The sequence below is a fragment of the Bartonella sp. SL317 genome (assembly GCF_059687655.1).
This window is the reverse complement of sequence record NZ_CM185144.1, coordinates 610,726-627,638: the sequence shown is the minus strand read 5'-3', so window position 1 is coordinate 627,638 and position 16,913 is coordinate 610,726. Positions and strand designations below refer to the sequence as shown.

At 39.4% G+C, this 16,913-nt stretch carries 13 protein-coding genes and 7 pseudogenes; 12 read left to right on the top strand and 8 right to left on the bottom strand.

The genetic code is table 11. The annotated features are described in order from the left end of the window. Positions 1-4: 4 nt before the first annotated feature. The 3 genes and pseudogenes from AC6ER9_RS03085 to AC6ER9_RS03075 all read left to right on the top strand — a co-directional run. A pseudogene (locus AC6ER9_RS03085) lies at positions 5-329 on the top strand (class I fructose-bisphosphate aldolase); the annotation flags it as partial. A gap of 180 nt (positions 330-509) precedes the next feature. Beyond that, positions 510-1,049: pseudogene (locus AC6ER9_RS03080) on the top strand (class I fructose-bisphosphate aldolase); the annotation flags it as partial. A 643-nt stretch (positions 1,050-1,692) separates the two neighbouring features. Continuing rightward, entirely contained in the window at positions 1,693-2,106 is a 414-nt protein-coding gene (locus AC6ER9_RS03075) for a hypothetical protein (protein WP_497074948.1), read from the top strand. 634 nt (positions 2,107-2,740) lie between these two features. Here the strand turns inward: AC6ER9_RS03075 and rpmE are convergent. Continuing rightward, a complete protein-coding gene (gene rpmE / locus AC6ER9_RS03070) occupies positions 2,741-2,962 on the bottom strand; it encodes a 50S ribosomal protein L31 (RefSeq protein ID WP_497074947.1) in 222 nt (73 codons plus the stop codon). A gap of 189 nt (positions 2,963-3,151) precedes the next feature. Between rpmE and AC6ER9_RS03065 the strand changes: the two genes are divergently transcribed. From AC6ER9_RS03065 to AC6ER9_RS03035, 7 genes and pseudogenes are all read left to right on the top strand, one after another. Then, a complete protein-coding gene (locus tag AC6ER9_RS03065; protein ID WP_497074946.1) occupies positions 3,152-4,942 on the top strand; it encodes an ABC transporter transmembrane domain-containing protein in 1,791 nt (596 codons plus the stop codon). A 739-nt stretch (positions 4,943-5,681) separates the two neighbouring features. Beyond that, positions 5,682-6,047, top strand: coding sequence for a helix-turn-helix domain-containing protein (locus AC6ER9_RS03060; protein ID WP_497074945.1), 366 nt, complete (start codon positions 5,682-5,684; stop codon positions 6,045-6,047). Positions 6,048-6,090: 43 nt separating this feature from the next. After that, a pseudogene (locus AC6ER9_RS03055) lies at positions 6,091-6,297 on the top strand (ABC transporter); the annotation flags it as partial. A gap of 417 nt (positions 6,298-6,714) precedes the next feature. Continuing rightward, positions 6,715-7,080, top strand: coding sequence for a helix-turn-helix domain-containing protein (locus AC6ER9_RS03050; RefSeq protein ID WP_497074944.1), 366 nt, complete (start codon positions 6,715-6,717; stop codon positions 7,078-7,080). Positions 7,081-7,123: 43 nt separating this feature from the next. Next, a pseudogene (locus AC6ER9_RS03045) lies at positions 7,124-7,330 on the top strand (ABC transporter); the annotation flags it as partial. 292 nt (positions 7,331-7,622) lie between these two features. Continuing rightward, positions 7,623-7,799, top strand: a complete 177-nt coding sequence (locus AC6ER9_RS03040; protein ID WP_497074943.1) for a hypothetical protein — start codon at positions 7,623-7,625, stop codon at positions 7,797-7,799. Between the two features lie 143 nt (positions 7,800-7,942). Beyond that, positions 7,943-8,884 (top strand): hypothetical protein, encoded by a 942-nt coding sequence (locus tag AC6ER9_RS03035; protein ID WP_497074942.1) that lies wholly within the window; start codon positions 7,943-7,945, stop codon positions 8,882-8,884. A gap of 462 nt (positions 8,885-9,346) precedes the next feature. Here AC6ER9_RS03035 and AC6ER9_RS03030 read toward each other — a convergent pair. From AC6ER9_RS03030 to AC6ER9_RS03000, 7 genes and pseudogenes are all read right to left on the bottom strand, one after another. After that, a pseudogene (locus AC6ER9_RS03030) lies at positions 9,347-9,529 on the bottom strand (inositol monophosphatase family protein); the annotation flags it as partial. A gap of 186 nt (positions 9,530-9,715) precedes the next feature. Beyond that, positions 9,716-9,897: pseudogene (locus AC6ER9_RS03025) on the bottom strand (inositol monophosphatase family protein); the annotation flags it as partial. Positions 9,898-10,083: 186 nt separating this feature from the next. Beyond that, entirely contained in the window at positions 10,084-10,875 is a 792-nt protein-coding gene (locus AC6ER9_RS03020) for an inositol monophosphatase family protein (RefSeq protein WP_497074941.1), read from the bottom strand. A 12-nt stretch (positions 10,876-10,887) separates the two neighbouring features. Then, entirely contained in the window at positions 10,888-11,463 is a 576-nt protein-coding gene (efp, locus tag AC6ER9_RS03015) for an elongation factor P (RefSeq protein WP_497074940.1), read from the bottom strand. A 1,568-nt stretch (positions 11,464-13,031) separates the two neighbouring features. Further along, a pseudogene (locus AC6ER9_RS03010) lies at positions 13,032-14,074 on the bottom strand (tetratricopeptide repeat protein). A 143-nt stretch (positions 14,075-14,217) separates the two neighbouring features. Further along, positions 14,218-14,367, bottom strand: a complete 150-nt coding sequence (locus AC6ER9_RS03005; protein WP_497074939.1) for a hypothetical protein — start codon at positions 14,365-14,367, stop codon at positions 14,218-14,220. A 696-nt stretch (positions 14,368-15,063) separates the two neighbouring features. Next, on the bottom strand, positions 15,064-15,429 hold the full coding sequence (locus AC6ER9_RS03000) for a helix-turn-helix domain-containing protein (protein ID WP_497074938.1): 366 nt from the start codon (positions 15,427-15,429) through the stop codon (positions 15,064-15,066). A gap of 820 nt (positions 15,430-16,249) precedes the next feature. On the opposite strand from AC6ER9_RS03000, the gene relB reads away from it, so the two are divergent. Together relB and AC6ER9_RS02990 are read left to right on the top strand one after the other, a co-directional pair. After that, the gene (relB, locus tag AC6ER9_RS02995) at positions 16,250-16,438 is read left to right on the top strand and encodes a type II toxin-antitoxin system RelB family antitoxin (RefSeq protein WP_497074937.1); all 189 of its coding nucleotides are present in this window, start codon (positions 16,250-16,252) and stop codon (positions 16,436-16,438) included. 92 nt (positions 16,439-16,530) lie between these two features. Then, positions 16,531-16,725 carry a type II toxin-antitoxin system RelE/ParE family toxin gene (locus AC6ER9_RS02990; RefSeq protein ID WP_497074936.1) on the top strand — a complete coding sequence of 65 codons (195 nt, stop codon included), beginning with the start codon at positions 16,531-16,533 and terminating at the stop codon, positions 16,723-16,725. Positions 16,726-16,913: the final 188 nt, after the last annotated feature.

Sequence of the window (16,913 nt, the reverse complement as noted above, 5' to 3'; positions counted from 1 at the left end):
CAAGGCTTTTGTTGAAGAGGTGGCTGAAAAGACAATTCAAGTGCTCAAACAAACCGTTCCTTCTGCTGGTCTTAAGAATTGCTTTTCTTGTCTTTCGGACAATCTGATACAAGAAGCAACGGCGCATTTGTCGGCCATGAACTCTTTGGGGGCCTAGCCTTGGAAATTGACTTTTTCTTGATCGACGTGCATTGCAAGCGGCTGCTTTAAAAGCATGGGCTGGCAAAGATGAGAATATTGTGGTTCAGGCGTTTTGTCATCGTGCGCGCATGAACCCTCTTGCGTCTTTAGGACAATGGACAAAGAGCCAAGAAGAGGCGTCTGCTTGAAGTGCCATAGACTTGAATTTTTCATAAGGATGTGGGGTGATTGTCCTTGATGCAGAGTTCAGGCGAGGCAATCAAAATGCACAAGCTCTTTGCACATTCTGCTCCTCGATAAGGAATATTGTTATTTTTGTCTCAAGAATTTCGTGATTAGATTGTGCCGATTATTGAATGGTGAAGTAGCTGATGGATGGGCCGTCGTGTCAGCACTCTCTTGCGTGCCTGTCAAAATACTCCATTGCATGTTGCTTTGAAGTGACACGCGCTGGGTTGTCTTTAAAGAATTGGAAACCCGTATGCTTTGGAGGGGATGATTTTAAAGCCCAATATGGTGCCCAATATAGTGATTGCTGACAAAGATGCGCGCAAGGCTTTTGTTGAAGAAGTGGCTGAAAAGACAATTCAAGTGCTCAAACAAACCGTTCCTTCTGCTGTTCTTAAGAATTGCTTTTCTTGTCTTTCTGACAATCAGATACAAGAAGCAACGGCGCATTTGTCGGCTATGAATTCTTTAGGGGCATTGCCTTGGAAATTGACTTTTTCTTGATCGACGTGCATTGTAAGCGGCTGCTTTAAAAGCATGGGCTGGCAAAGATGAGAATATTGTGGTTCGCACAAAAGGCGTTTTGTCATCGTACGCGCATGAACTATCTTGCGGCTTTAGGACAATGGACAAAGAGCCCCCAAAAAGGTCAGTGTTCGAAGTACAAGATCTATGCTTAAATGCGGGGATATTTTGCATGTTTCTGCGTGATTTTTGAGCCCTTATCATGATAAAAATGATGGAGGTGTTTTAGACTTGAAGGCTTTCTCAGAAGCGTTTTTTCTTTGGACACTTTAATAGTCTTTATGGGGGCATCGTGAGATAAGATTGTCAGAGAGTGCAATTGTAGGAATGTGAGATGGTGCTTTGAAGGAAATTTGTGAATGCGCAGCATTTTAGTGTGTTGTCGTTCATGAGGTGGGCTCTTGCTTTTTAAGTAAAAATCATAAAGTTGATATTATATTGAAGAGTTTGATAGTGTGATAGTTTCTCTTTTTCATGTTATCATTGTTTGTCATCAGCAGAATTCATTTGATTACAGTTTCAAAGGTGGATAAGCGGGGAGAGTGGAAGTTGTGATTTCTGAGTGGATGAGACATGCTGCTTATGAAACTTTTGTGCGTCAGGATAGCTTTCTTTTCAAAGGGGGCGTCTTTCATTGACGCATGGATTGAATAATTCTTGCGAAAGAAAATAGATTTGTATCTCAATAAAACACCTCTTTTTTCATTAAAATGAATAAATTTTTCTTGTATTTTGTGATGATATAATTATAGAGCATTAATTTTGTAGCATCTTGGCTTAGAGAAATCGGGGGGAGTTATGGACAGCATATCTTCTAAGAATACACACACCAAAAAAAATCGATACGCAGAAAAGAGCGTTTCTGAAATTATGATGCGAAAATTTTGCTATATGATGCGTGGGATATTCGCTGGAATATTCGGAGTGTTTATTTTCATAACTTTTATTATCTTGTTCCACATGCGTGGACCAGTTCATGCCGCATTAGGCGCCTTAGGATCGGTGAGTGGAATAGGGTGCGTTTTATTTTTTTTCGGATATCTTATAGAACGTCGCGAAGCAACAGTAGATGAAGCCGCTGTATCGTACGCATTATTCTTAACAATTGTTGAAGGTGTTTCTTCTATTTGCTTCCTGTCTGCTAAGTGGGGTTACGATGCTCTCTTATTCCGTTTAGCTCCTTCTGGGTATGTGCTTATTCTCGGTGAATAAATAGAGCGCACTTTGGTTGCATACAAATCAAAATGAGAGGCTGTTCGCCTCTCACATTCTTAATAATTGCTCTCCCAAATCATGATATTAGAGCTGTATTGAATGAAGGGACTATAACAAACTTTGGTCCTTAAGCTCAATGGAAGTCTTGTAGGGCGGATTGACCGCGTCCTTGACCTTAAAGATACCAAAACGGCTTATTGTGTCCTTTTCACGCGGCTTATGAAATCATGATATAAGGGGAAAGCTTCTCATGGTGCCTTAACGGTATGTTATCGTGTGTTAAATGGAAAAATGAGAAAGCATCTTTAGGCAATATAATCCAATTATGATTTTTTGATTTAAATATAAAGGGTTTAAAGTCTTCTACAAATTGATACGATATAAGGGGAAAAGTCGCCTATACTTAGCAACTAAGGTGTATTTTAGGTGTTTGATATAGCGATATCACAAAATGATTTTTAAATTTAAAAAACGCAGCCACTATGGTTGATAAGCCTTGAGACCCATCTGTTTCTATTGGATGCGTTTTTTAATTAACCTTTAAAGTGCATTTTTTACAGCACAAGAAAAACCTCGTCGTTTAACGAGGCAATCGTTTTGTTTAAAAATTTGCTCCACGAGAAGGAAGCTTCTACATCCCAATATTACCAAAACGGTTTTTGAACTTAGAAAGGCGACCGCCACGGTCTACGAGTGTCTGGGACCCACCTGTCCATGCTGGATGCGTTTTGGGATCAATATCGAGATTAAGGGTGTCCCCTTCTTTTCCCCAAGTGGAGCGCGTTGTATATTTGGTTCCATCCGTCATAACAACGGTAATTTTGTGATAGTTAGGATGAATATTCGCTTTCATGCGTCAAACCTTTTGCGTTTATAGAGTGAAAGAACACTTGCACGATTTTTTAAGTGCGCTTCCTTTGTCTTTTTGATACATTGATTAAAGTATTTATTCCTATAGCTGAGCACGCATTAAAAAACAAGTGTTCAAGATGCATCATTGTATCATGTGTTATAAATCATTGAATAGAGTGAGCGGAGTTTTATGAAATTATATCGTCATTCAGAAAAATCTACAAAGTCTTTTTCTAAAAAATCTCCCTTCTCTTCGCTTGCAATTTTTATTCCTTATCTTTTGCGTTATCGCTGGTTGTTTATCTTAGCCTTTGTGGCTTTGTCTGTTGCTGCCTTTGTCACATTAGCTTTACCCATAGCAATCCGCCAAATGTTTGATCATGGTTTTTCTGCTTCAAGTCATGGACATATCAATTTTTACTTTAGCGTTTTGTTTTTATTAGCCTTGGTTTTGGCATTTTCTTCCGCTTGTCGTTATTATTGTGTGATCACATTAGGAGAACGGATTGTTGCCGATTTACGCCGTGATGTGTTTGTCCATATTATGAAACTTTCTCCTGCTTTTTTTGATCGGTCGCATTCCGGAGAGATTGTTTCAAGGCTGCTAACAGATACGACACAAATAAAATTAGCTGTGGGCTCAACGGCTTCTACCGCTTTGCGTCAGTTGATTATCGTGATCGGTGCCGTTGTGATGATGGTGATTACCAATGCTAAATTATCTTTGTTGGTTCTGGCTGCTATTCCTGTTGTGGCAATCCCTTTGGTGGTTTTTGGACGTAAAGTTCGTGCACGCACGCGTGCGGCGCAAGATCGTCTTGCAGATGCGAATGCTGTTGCAACAGAACAGGTTAGTGCTATTCGTACGGTGCAAGCTTTTACGGCTGAAAAACTTGTTTCGACACGTTTTTCTCAGTTGATAGAACGTGCTTTTCAGACAGCGCGGGCTTCTGTAATTTTGCGATCCTTTTTTACCGGATTTGCCATTTTTCTTGTGTTTAGCAGTGTGGTTGCTGTTTTGTGGATTGGATCGCGTGATGTTTTGAATGGAACGATGACAGGGGGAACCTTAGGGCAATTTGTCCTTTATGCTGTTTTTGGAGCTTCAACCTTTGCGCAATTATCGGAACTGGGGGCAGAATTAATCCAAGCTGCCGGTGCTGCTGAACGATTGGCCGAATTGTTGCAAGAAAAGCCGATGATTTTAACGCCCAAAAAACCTGCTTCTTTAGTAAAACCGGTTCGAGGCGAACTTGTTTTTGATCAGGTTGATTTTACCTATCCTTCTAGACCACAAGAGAAGATTTTACATGCGCTTTCCTTTTCTATCAAAGCCGGCGAAACCGTTGCTTTTGTTGGTGCTTCAGGGGCAGGAAAAAGCACTATTTTTTCTTTGATCTTGCGTTTTTATGACCCAATAAGTGGCAAAATTCGGTTAGATGGTATGGAAATTGACCGCCTCTCTTTACAGGATTTACGGGGAGCAATTTCTTATGTTCCGCAAGAGGTTGCTATTTTTGATGGTACATTGCGTGATAATATTGTTTTCGGGACTGAAAATGCTACGGAAGAGGATATTCTTTCTGCCGCTAAAGCAGCCAATGCACTTGAATTTATTGAATCTTTACCCGATGGTTTGGATACGCAGGTAGGAGAACGTGGGACCATGCTTTCTGGGGGGCAAAAGCAGCGCATTGGTATTGCACGGGCGATTTTAAGAAATGCACCTCTCTTGCTGCTGGATGAAGCAACATCTGCGCTTGATGCTAACAGTGAAAAGCTTGTGCAAGAAGCCTTAGAAGGGCTGATGCAAAATCGCACAACATTGGTGATTGCGCACCGTTTGGCAACCATTTTAAAAGCGGATCGTATTCTCGTGATGGATAAAGGCGCCCTTGTGGAAGAAGGAACCCACGCCGAACTTGTGGCAAAAAATGGTGTTTATGCTTACCTTGCAAAATTGCAATTTTCACCCGAATAAAAATATAATTATCAGTATTCTAATGGAGGTGATGCATTGCCTTACGTTTTTGTTTCTCTCGTGTTTTTTGGGGAAGCACCCCCCTTCATGGGAAAAAGAACAGCCTTCGTTGTAAGCGCTTTATGACTTGCAAATACACCCCACCTCTTATTAAAAAGCTGTTTTTTATTGTAAATCTTCTGAAATTACTTTACAGATTAAAAGGTGTTTTGGTCGCATACATGGCGACCAAGAGGGCCTTGAAAACCTTAAAACCTACGCGTGAATCTGCCCCGCTTTGTGGGTATCTCGGAATTCCGGGAGTTTTTGCACTGTCCAAGTGCTTACTAGCACTAAAAGCAAAAAAAGCTGATTAGGTTTCAGTACTTTCAAGCTCCCGGAATACGCATAAGAGACGCTCGCAACCGGCGGGGGAAGGCAAACCAGAAGTTCTCAAGCTCACGTTCCCATTGGCAAAAAATGCGCTTAAAAAGCTCTCTTCATTTTTATTGCCAATCCTCTCAAATTACTTTATGAATAAAAGGGTGTTTTGGTCGCATACGCAACGACCAATAGGGCCTTGAAAACCCGAAACCTACGCATGAATCTACCCCACTTTGTGGGTATCCCGGAATTCTGGGAGTTTTTGCTATGTCCAGGTGCATCTCTATGCACTAAAAGCAAAAAAGGCTGATTAGGTTTCAGTATTTTCAAGCTCCCGGAATACTTATGCGAGGGCGCTCGCAACCGGAGGGGGCAAATGCAATCCCAAAATCTTAATATCGATCTTTGTGTGGGCAAAAAAATTCGCTTAAGACGAAAAATGCTCAAAATGTCTCAAACAACTTTAGGAAATGCTTTAGGAATAAGCTTTCAACAAATTCAAAAATATGAAAACGGCTTAAATCGTGTAAGCGCGGGACGTTTAATGGAAATTGCTGATATTTTGCATGTTCCAATTTCCTTTTTTTATGCAGATATCATCAAAAAACAGCCGCCTCCATACCAGCACGATGAAATTATCTCCAGCACAGAAGAATACCTGCTGCTTAAAAGATTTAGAACGCTCACCGCAATAAAACAAAAAGCCATTTTACAACTCATCATGGATGAGAATGCAAGTTAAAATGATGCTGGATTATAAGAAGAAGAGCTGATCAATAGGCAGAGAAAAGCTTGTGCAAGAAGTCTTAGAAGGGCTGATACAAAACCGCACAACATTGGTGGTTGCGCACCGTTTGGCAACTATTTTAAAAGCGGATCGTATTCTTGTGATGGATAAAGGCGCCCTTGTGGAAGAAGGAACCCACGCCGAACTTGTGGCAAAAAATGGCGTTTATGCTTACCTCGCAAAATTGCAATTTTCACCTGAATAAGAATATAATTATCAGTATTTAATGGAGGTGACGCATTGCCTGACGTTTTTGTTTCTCTCGTGTTTTTTGGGAAAGCACACCCCTTCATGGGAAAAAGAACAGCCTTCGTTGTAAGCGCTTTATGACTTGCAAATACACCCCACCTCTTATTAAAAAGCTGTTTTTTATTGTAAATCTTCTGAAATTACTTTACAGATTAAAAGGTGTTTTGGTCGCATACATGGCGACCAAGAGGGTCTTGAAAACCTTAAAACCTACGCGTGAATCTGCCCCGCTTTGTGGGTATCTCGGAATTCCGGGAGTTTTTGCACTGTCCAGGTGCGCTTTAGCACTAAAAGCAAAAAAGGCTGATTAGGTTTCAGTATTTTCAAGCTCCCGGAATACTTATGCGAGGGCGCTCGCACGAGGCGGGGGCAAATGCAATCCCAAAATCTTAATATCGATCTTTGTGTGGGCAAAAAAATTCGCTTAAGACGAAAAATGCTCAAAATGTCTCAAACAACTTTAGGAAATGCTTTAGGAATAAGCTTCCAACAAATTCAAAAATATGAAAACGGCTTAAATCGTGTAAGCGCAGGGCATTTAATGGAAATTGCTGATATTTTGCATGTTCCAATTTCCTTTTTTTATGCAGATGTTATCACAAAACAACCGCCTCCCTACTCTCACGATGATGTCATCTCCAGCACAGAAGAATACCTGCTGCTTAAAAGATTTAGAACGCTCACCGCAATAAAACAAAGGGCTATTTTACAACTTATCATGGATGAAAATGTAAGCTAAAATGGTGCTGGATTATAAGAAGAAGAGCTGATCAATAGGCAGAGAAAAGATTGTGCAAGAAGCCTTTGAAGGCTTGATGCAAAACCGCACAACATTGGTGATTGCGCACCGTTTGGCAACTATTTTAAAAGCGGATCGTATTCTTGTGATGGATAAAGGCGCCCTTGTGGAAGAGGGAACTCATGCCGAACTTGTGGCAAAAAATGGCGCTTATGCTTACCTCGCAAAATTGCAATTTTCACTCAAATAAGAGATCTTGATACAAGGGCAGTCTCTTTAAGAAGGCAATAAACAGCATTCTTTTTAAGTAGAATTATTAAGTTTGAGAGCTAGCTTTTATTTAAAGTACCACTCTCAACGAGAACAGTCTAATTAAATACAAATTGTTTTATATAGCCAATAAAAATATCTATATTTTGTGTGTTATTTTTATGAAAACAGAATATAGAGCAACTTCTGAATCAGATATACACAAAATGACACAATATTGAGGTGTTGATGAGAGATATGTAAAATGTCGGTGAAGATAAAAGAGAGCAAGAATGGGTGAAGCTGTCATAGTTATAGGGGGAATATTTATAGCAGGAAGCATAATCTATAGTCTTTGGTTAGCAAATCATCGCAACAAGCAACTCATTGAACAGCTTGAGCAATATGAGAAATTACTGCAGCTAAAAGATCGAGAGTGCGAGATATATCACAATATTATTGCACAATAGGAACAAAGGCTTTTTCAAAAAGTGCGAAAAATATAAAAGGTATGGATTAAACAATGGGATCAAGAAGTAAGACATTGGGAATACTAGAGATAAAAAGCCCTAGACATTGGCCACCTTCTAAATCCAGCGGATAATGACCTTTGATGGTAAAAGATATTTGTATGCAAGGATATGGAAAAGCATGGTTGTTGTATGAAACGGCGCTGAAAAAAGAACTCACTGCTGAGCAGTTCAAAAAAATAAATGCATTCATTATAACTTTTAAGGAAACTTATCTAAAAGCAGTGCAATTGATGAGAAAGAATGGGATCATTTTGCAAAAGTTTTTAGATCCTCTTACTAAAAAAACGCGCTATAAACATACAATGCTGTCGCTTCATTGGTGTTTATATGTGGTTGATGATATGATTACAGCAGAATATGAACAGCAACAAAAAGATAAGGCTTCAGGAGAATATGAAGAGCTAGCATCTATAGAAATCTATTATAAAGATCTCCCTAAATATACGGAATATGAAACGCTAGAAGAGATACTGCCTTGCTGGTATTATAATATGCTGGGGGATTCTGAATTATTGTGTATTTGTAAAAGAGAGCTTCTCTCATTATTGTATGATATTTCCAATGTTTATAAAGCGGCAAGAAAAACTTTCATTTATTATAAGAAGCTGATTAATACAGTGAAACAGGGGTATCTTGCCTTTGATAAGAATTGCGATTTTAATACAGTTAAAAATGCGATCAATACTTGTAGAGAGAATGATGCAACTAGAGACAGAAATTCCTTCATTGTTGAAGGGCTGCGAACATTTGAAAAAGCTTACGCATCAGGCGCTAGAGCATGGATGAGATCATCAAATGAAAAATGTGATGATCGGTTGATTTTTTGGGAAAAGCTCGTTGGAATAGGTAATTCGCAAAAAAAATTGAGATTTATCTTTGGTGATGAGAAGTTTAAGGCACTGGAAGAGGCTGTTAAAAAGGATCGAGAACAGGTTAAGAGAGAAATGCAGGAAGCAATTCTTGAGAAAAAGAGTTTTTGTTACTACAAATCCCGTGCGCATTTCATAGGCTATCTGAGCTAATGGTTAAATGAAGGGGGATGGGACGTGCAATGAATTTACTGAAATTTCTGTCACTCTGTAGGAGTGAAAAGTCATGAGAGGTAGATGCGGCAGCTTTTAGCAAAGAGGAGATTTTTAGAGCCAATATTTTGCGCTGTGAAGGGTGATTTCTTAAGAGAAGGAGGGGGCTTGTTTTTGGTATGATTGGTGCTTTTTGAAGCGTTTGCTGTGTTGGTTTTTTTTCTAGCGTGTTTGTGAGCGAATTGAGGAAAACAGCGTCAATAATATTGGCTAAGCTGTTATTGCATTTTTAGGGGGGGCTTGATGGTTTGTGCTGGTGCATTCATTATTATTTTCTTTTAGTCTGTAAAGAAAGTTGAAAAGCTTTCCTCCACATTGTTTTTTTCAGATTCTATAAAACTTTAAGGAGGGGGCATGTTTTAAGAAGCCTTTTAAAACGGTTTTTTCAAAAGGCTATAAGGTTTAAATGCCTTTTTTGAGAGTTCTTTCTAGTTTGGTACGGATGTGTTCATTGCCGGCGAGGATATTTTTTTTGCGGAATATGTTATCATCACCTTCTTTATCGGTGACAAAACCACCGGCTTCGCGAACCATCAAGATTCCAGCGGTCATATCCCAAATTTGCAGGTTGTCTTCCCAAAAGCTATTGGTTTGGCTAGTGGCAAGGTGTGCTCAATCAAGAGCAGTAGTATCAAAATGGGGAGGGGTTATGGCTTGTCTCATCACATTGCCAATTTTATAAGATCGGCTGTGTGATGAGGGATATTTAGATTAAGAGCAGGGGGCGTATTGCTTTTTAGAAAGACACTTTTTGAGAGGTGAATGTGAGGTTTAAATGCCTTTTTTGAGAACTTTTTCTAGTTTGGTGCGGATGTGCTCATTGCCGGCGAGGATATTTTTTTGCGGAATATGTTATCATCACCTTCTTTATCGGTGACAAAACCACCGGCTTCGCGAACCATCAAGATTCCAGCGGTCATATCCCAAATTTGCAGGTTGTCTTCCCAAAAGCTATTGGTTTGGCTAGTGGCAAGGTGTGCTCAATCAAGAGCAGTAGTATCAAAATGGGGAGGGGTTATGGCTTGTCTCATCACATTGCCAATTTTATAAGATCGGCTGTGTGATGAGGGATATTTAGATTAAGAGCAGGGGGCGTATTGCTTTTTAGAAAGACACTTTTTGAGAGGTGAATGTGAGGTTTAAATGCCTTTTTTGAGAACTTTTTCTAGTTTGGTGCGGATGTGCTCATTGCCGGCGAGGATATTTTTTTTGCGGAAGATATCATCACCACCTTCTTTATCGGTGACAAAACCACCAGCTTCGCGAACCATCAAGATTCCAGCAGCCATATCCCAAATTTGCAAATTGTCTTCCCAATAGCCATCAGTTCGGCCTGCTGCAACATAAGCTAAATCAAGGGATGCTGCGCCAAAACGGCGAAGTCCAGCAACTTCCATCATTACATTGCGCAATTCAATCAGATAGGTTCCATGACCTGGACGCCCAAAATGCGGCATGCCTGTAGCAATGACACAATCTTCTAGTCTGCGTCGCGCAGAAACGCGACAGCGTCGGTCGTTGAAAAAAGCACCATTGCCGCGTTCTGCGGTGAAAAGTTCATCACTTACGGGGTTGTAAATAACACCCGCAACGATTTTTCCTTGGCTTTCTAAAGCAATGGAAACAGCAAAAAAAGGAATGCCATGGAGAAAATTTGTAGTACCATCTAAAGGATCAACAATAAAACGATGTTGTGAATCTTCTCCAATGATTTCTTCAGATTCTTCCATCAGAAAACCAAATTTGGGGCGTGCTTTGCTTAGTTCAGTGAAAATAATTTTTTCTGCTTTGCGATCGGCTTGGCTAACGTAATCGGCTGGCCCTTTCAAAGACACTTGCAAATTTTGTACTTCACCGTAATCACGCACCAGCGAGCGTCCTGCTTTCATGGCAGCTTGCACCATAACATTCATGACTGCAGAATGGGCCATCTTTTTATTCCTTTATTTATCTTTTTCATTTGCACGACGCAAATAAATCAACTCGTTGGTGTCAACAATGATACGCTCACCGGCATTCATAAAGGGGGGAACAAGAATACGAATACCGTTTTCAAGAATGGCAGGTTTATAAGAGGAGGTCACCGTTTGTCCTTTAAGAGCTGGATCGGCTTCCACAATCGTGACAGCAACTTGATCAGGAAGGGAGATGCCAATAGGCTTTTCTTGATAAAGTTCAACGGTAACTGTCATCCCATCTTGTAAGAAAGCAGCCCGTTCACCAACAAAATCTTTTTGAAGTTCAAGTTGTTCATATGACTCTGAATCCATAAAGACCAAAGCATCCCCTTGTTGATAAAGAAAAGTGAAATCCTTTTGTTCTAAGCGTACGCGCTCTACCGTTTCAGCGGCGCGAAAGCGTTCATTAAGTTTTGTTCCATCAATGAGGTTTTTCAGTTCAACTTGATTAAATGCACCACCTTTTCCAGGCTTTACAGCGTTGCATTTGACTGCAACCCACAAACTTCCTTGATGTTCAATCACATTACCAGGACGAATTTCATTGCCATTAATTTTCATCGTTTCTATCCAATTCTATTCTTGCAAAAAGAGCTCTCTTGTCGCTTTGATGGCGCTTTTCTTTGCTGCCTTTAACAATAAACTCTTTATCTTGTGTTTGGGTTCAAACTCTCTTGTTAGTCTTGCTGCTCTTTCATGGTCTCTTTGTGTGCTTTTCATCTGTCTTGCCATGGATTGGTTCATGGCGTTTTCTCATAAATTTTCTCATGAGCTTTGCAGAGAAAGGCTTAAATACAAACAAGGACCTTGATGTATTTTTACTTTTCAGTTCTTTGCAAGACCATAAAAAGGGCTAAGACGCAAGCTTTTTAAAAATTTGCGCAAAATTTTTTAAGATTTTTGGGAAGTTTTTTGGGGATTTTGGGAGAAAATCATTCTGTTGTGTCGGAAAATACTCTTAAGGTTGATGGTAAAAACTCTGTAAAATCATGAGGTATTTTTTATGAAAATCTGTGATGAATATGGGAGAGGGCGCTTGTCCTTATAATCTTCGTGATATGAATCCCATGAAATGGTTTTTTTTAAAAGGCATTTTCAGAGATTGGATTGTTTACAGATGACTGTCTAGCGGTGTGAGATTGAGATCTTTGTTCTTTGAAATGTGGGGAGAAATGTTTCATTGATCAATTGTTCTTTAAATTTAATGAACAGCGTGGGGGTGATTTTCTGGCCATGATGTGCTTTTTTCTCTTACAATAGTTTATTTCAAATTCATCTCAGTGCAAAAAGAGACATACATCGTTGAAGAAAATATTATTCGCTGTATGAAACAACGTTTTTGTTATGCTCTTCTTTATGATTAACGTGGTGTGAGAATATCACATATTGTCCATTAAAAACAAAATTTGGATTGATAAAATACCAACCTTTGCGGATATGTTTGGCAATTATCTTAGCTTCTTCTAACTCTGCCAAGCCGCGTGAAAATGTTGATGATGATAGGGATAATGTGTTCTTTTGAGGGGCACGTTTTTGAAGGTTACCTTTTTTAAAATATGCATAAGTGCTTATGCTGTTTGCTGTAAAATACTATTCGTTTGAAATGTTGTTTTGTAAGGCATAAGACTTTGCACATGTGATGTTTTGATGAGAATGGCTGGTAAAATATGTAAGGGGGGGCATTGTTTCAAGATCAGGCGCTTTCTGTCTGTTTTAGCCAATAGAGCGCACGGGGCTTGTTAGAGTATGGCGTTGTTATTGTGCTGTTCTTCCATGCTTATGAAGTAATAAGCCGGCACCATCACACTATGCCCCCAATGTTGCGACAGGCCTTGGCACATAAGACGGTTCATGAAAAACCATTTTAAATCCTTGTCTTATACAAATTTGATCCACACACTCATCCCGCTTGTTATGTGCAAATGAGTGGTTTTGATTGATTCAATATAAGCAGGTTTGAAATAAGGGAATCTTACATTATTCGGGACCCTCATTCAATATGAATAATGATAGATTATCATTATAAATCAATTTTTTATATGCTTTGAAGTATTATTTTATGTATTCTTTTGATAAAGTCTTTCTGAGAAAATTTGTGCCAAGCAAAATTTAAGTTTATTCAATGCGTTTTAAAAAACAGGAAGGAGCTTTATTGCTTCTTTGCGCGCTTTTGCTCGTTGTTTTTTGTTCATGTCTTGGAGCATTATTTCAAGGTCAGGCGCTTGCATTTTTGCCTCCTTTGCAAGCATATACCATGCTGCTGCCATGATCGTATCGCCTTTTGTTCCGATGCCGTCGCGGTAAAGTCTGGCAAGAGAAATTTGTGCTGGGGCGATCATGTTGGTGGCATTGTGAAGTAGCAAATGAAAAGCACGGTTAAAGTCTTTTGCTCCTCCACGACCTTGTATAAGCCATTGTGCTAAATGAAGTTGAGCTTGTAAGTGGTTGTTTTGAGCCGCGACTTCCATAAGCTTGCGGGCATTACGATCATCTTTTGGTTGATTTAAAGTGCCTAAGGAAAGAATTTTTGCCGCTGCAAAAGCCGCTTCAGCATCTCCAAGAGCAGCCCCTTTTAAATGCCATTTTAAGGCTTGTTCAATGGCTTTATTTTCACGGCTTGAGGAAGAGACGCCGGGAGATTTTGTTTTTCCTGTGAGGCTTTATAAAGAAGCAGTTGTCCATAATAAAAATAGGCTTCCTTGACGCCTGCGTTGACAGCTTTTCGAATAAACTGTGCTCCAAGCTCTTGATTTTGTTTTACAAAATGACCATCAAACAACATAAGCCCATAGCGAAGCTGGGCTTGGGGTTCCCCTTGTTTTGCCGCACGTTCAAACCATAAAGCAGCTCGCGCACCGTCAGTTGGAACAGCGCATCCTTCCATATAAATTCGGGCAAGAAGCGTTTGAGCAAAAGGATCATTTTTTTCAGCACGCCGGAGAGCTTCTCGAAAAGCTTTTAAATAATAACCTTGGATATAATAGTCATAGGCTTTGTCATAGTCTCCAGCTTTTAAGGGATGAAAAGGTTCTTCTGGATTTGAAGATCCTTGAATCGTATTGAAAGAGCGTTCAAAATTTGAGAATTCTTCAGTGTTGCCAGCAGAATTTACAATAGAATTTGTCAATCCCATCATGGCTACCATCAGAAGTTTAACGCTTTTCTTGATCATCCGTGTCTCCTCCTCATTACCAATCAGAGTTTTCACATTTTTCTTTTATGATATCAAGTATGAGGAAAGAATTATTTTTCATCAAAATACTTCTCTTCAAGGGTATAAATTTATATGTGGTTTTTTCTTTCGCCTCAAAAGTTTTAAAAGGTTGCAAAATTATTCCTTGCTTGAACAACGGGAGGGATTTTTATAATTTCTGCTTCCATTTTTCTCTCTGAAAATTGCGGTGGTGAGCGTGTGGCTTTTTTATCAGCTTTGTTACCATGGCTTATGAAAGTAAGAGGCTGCATATTAAGAGAATGCCTATCCTATTTTTGTGTCAAAACACGGTTGTTTAGGGCAGTAATACCAAGATCGTACATTTACAAATTAAGCTATATTGAAGTGTTTTTTGTGTGTGTGGTTAAGTCTTTAAGGAAGCACTTGTTCCTAGAGCTGATGCAAGTGAACCCCATGAGAGGTCAAGCAATGGAAACGAGCTCCAAAAGACATTAAACTTCTTACAGATTGGAAATTTTTTACAGATTGAAAAATTGTAGGAGACTTTTCCTTTTTATGTATATTTAATACATTGATTTATAATAATAAAATATCTTTTTTAGTTTGAATCATAACTCTGAATATTGTAAGATTTTCTCATTACAACCCCTCTTATATTGAATCAATTAATATCACTTGCTTGTATGTCAAAAGCGCGGTTGGTGTGTGGGTAAAAATTGCTAAAGAAAGGACTAAAAAATGTTTTTTCATGAACCGTCTTACAAGTCCAAGGGTTGGTCCGTAACACGCAAAGACTGGCAAATATAACGATGGTGCCGGCTTGTGATGGCACGTCAATAACGGAGCGTGTGAGAGCGTATAGCGCTCTATATCATGATGCTGGGTTTCATTTTGATTCAATGAAGAGAGCAGAATATTAGAGAGCGTGTAGGCTCTATGAGTATGTGTCGCGTTATGGAGAGCGTGGTGTGCGCTATCGCATGATGTTAGCTTGCATTCTCATCAGAGATGAGCTGTAAAAAGGCTTTCTTTTTTACAGTAGTGAGCGTTCTAAATCTTTTAAGCAGCAGATATTCTTCTGTATCCGAGATGATTTCATCGTGATGGTAGGGAGGCTGTTGTTTTGTGATGATATCCGCGTAAAAAAAGGAAATCGGAACCTTCAAAATATCAGCAATTTCCATTAAACGCCCCGCACTTACACGATTTAAACCGTTTTCATATTTTTGAATTTGTTGAAAGCTTATTCCTAAAGCATTTCCTAAAGTTGTTTGAGACATTTTGAGCATTTTTCGTCTCAAGCGAATTTTTTTGCCCACACAAAGATCAATATTAAGATTTTGGGATTGCATTTTTCCTCCCCCTAGTGCGAGCGCCCTCGCATAAGTATTCCGGGAGTCAAAAACACTGACCTCGAATCAGCTTTTTTGCTTTTAGTGCGTAGAAACGCACTTGGACATGGCAAAAACTCCCGGAATTCCGGGATACCCACAAAGTGGGGCAAATTTATGTACGAGGTTTCGGGTTTTTGAATCCCTATTGGTCGTTGCGTATGCGACCAAAACACCTTTTAACTCATAAAGTAATTTGAGGGGATTGGCAATAAAAATGAAGAGAGCTTTTTAAGCGAATTTTTTTGCCAATGGGAACGTGATTTGAGAGTTTCTGGTTTGGCTTCCCCCGCTAGGGTTTCGAGCACTCTCGCATGAAGTATTCTGGGAGTTAAAAACACTGACTTGACTCAGCATTTTGCTTTTAGTGCTTAAAAAGCACTTGGACATGGCAAAATCTCCCAGAATTCCACACACTCGAAAAGCGGGTGTACTTTTACGCTCAAGCTTAGATTTTTCAGAGCTCTTTTGATTATTGCGTATGCGATCAAAACACTTTTTAATCCCTAAAACCATTTCAGAAATTTTACAATAAAAATAAGTTCTTAAGATCAAAATTTGTTTTTTAATGAGAGGTTATCGGTCTCTCAACTTTTCTAGAACGATGACCAAAATGATGATATCAGCCGCGTGTTTGTGGAGAGCGGCAAAAAAACTTAAGTTTTAAGATCAAAAAAACTTTGGATGCTTAAAAAATTAAACGTTTTCAATTCGCTAATATTGATAACATAAACCATAGCCATTATCTTCAATATTAAGGAAAGGATAAGGACATAGAGCTATGAAGACCACCCTTTCTCCGTTCATTTCAGAGTTCGAAACCGTTGAGCAGAAAAAAAGCTACACGACATGGTTGCATGATAAGGTCGCGATAAGTTTTGCAAATCCATTTCCTCCTATTCCGCACGATGAGGTTATGGCTGAAATGGAAGTTATCATAGATCAACTTGAAGCTGAACAGAAACAGTGATGCTTCCAATTGTTTGGTTGCCTTCGGCTCGTAATGATTTGCGTTAGATTTTAACTTACATTGCTCGCGAGAACTCCTTCGCTGCACGCTGAATGAAAAGGTTATTGGAAGAATCTGTACTGTCATTGGCTGAACATCCCTACCTGTACAGACAGAGTGAGAAGGTGCTTGGATTGCGAGAAATCATAGCGCATCCAAATTACCTTATATTGTATCGAGTTGCTGCAAATCAAAGCGAAATTGTCGTTGTCGTACATGCGCGACGTGAAGTTCCTACTTCTCTTTAATTGCCTATTTCTCTTTAATTGAATGAGAGGCTATTCTCGCTTCTCAACTTCTCTGGAACGATGACCAAAGTCATGATATCAACCCCGTGTTTGTGGAGAGGGTTAAAAAGCAGAAAAAAGTAGGATTATTTTGCGTATGGGATAGTGCTTGCTTAAAGTAAATTACGAGTAAATAAAGTATACTTTCA

Coding starts and splice junctions, on each gene's coding strand:
- AC6ER9_RS03075 (WP_497074948.1), top strand. CDS start 1,693: ATGGACAGCATATCTTCTAAGAATACACACACCAAAAAAAATCGATAC.
- rpmE (WP_497074947.1), bottom strand. CDS start 2,962: ATGAAAGCGAATATTCATCCTAACTATCACAAAATTACCGTTGTTATG.
- AC6ER9_RS03065 (WP_497074946.1), top strand. CDS start 3,152: ATGAAATTATATCGTCATTCAGAAAAATCTACAAAGTCTTTTTCTAAA.
- AC6ER9_RS03060 (WP_497074945.1), top strand. CDS start 5,682: ATGCAATCCCAAAATCTTAATATCGATCTTTGTGTGGGCAAAAAAATT.
- AC6ER9_RS03050 (WP_497074944.1), top strand. CDS start 6,715: ATGCAATCCCAAAATCTTAATATCGATCTTTGTGTGGGCAAAAAAATT.
- AC6ER9_RS03040 (WP_497074943.1), top strand. CDS start 7,623: ATGGGTGAAGCTGTCATAGTTATAGGGGGAATATTTATAGCAGGAAGC.
- AC6ER9_RS03035 (WP_497074942.1), top strand. CDS start 7,943: ATGGTAAAAGATATTTGTATGCAAGGATATGGAAAAGCATGGTTGTTG.
- AC6ER9_RS03020 (WP_497074941.1), bottom strand. CDS start 10,875: ATGGCCCATTCTGCAGTCATGAATGTTATGGTGCAAGCTGCCATGAAA.
- efp (WP_497074940.1), bottom strand. CDS start 11,463: ATGAAAATTAATGGCAATGAAATTCGTCCTGGTAATGTGATTGAACAT.
- AC6ER9_RS03005 (WP_497074939.1), bottom strand. CDS start 14,367: ATGCAGCCTCTTACTTTCATAAGCCATGGTAACAAAGCTGATAAAAAA.
- AC6ER9_RS03000 (WP_497074938.1), bottom strand. CDS start 15,429: ATGCAATCCCAAAATCTTAATATTGATCTTTGTGTGGGCAAAAAAATT.
- relB (WP_497074937.1), top strand. CDS start 16,250: ATGAAGACCACCCTTTCTCCGTTCATTTCAGAGTTCGAAACCGTTGAG.
- AC6ER9_RS02990 (WP_497074936.1), top strand. CDS start 16,531: ATGAAAAGGTTATTGGAAGAATCTGTACTGTCATTGGCTGAACATCCC.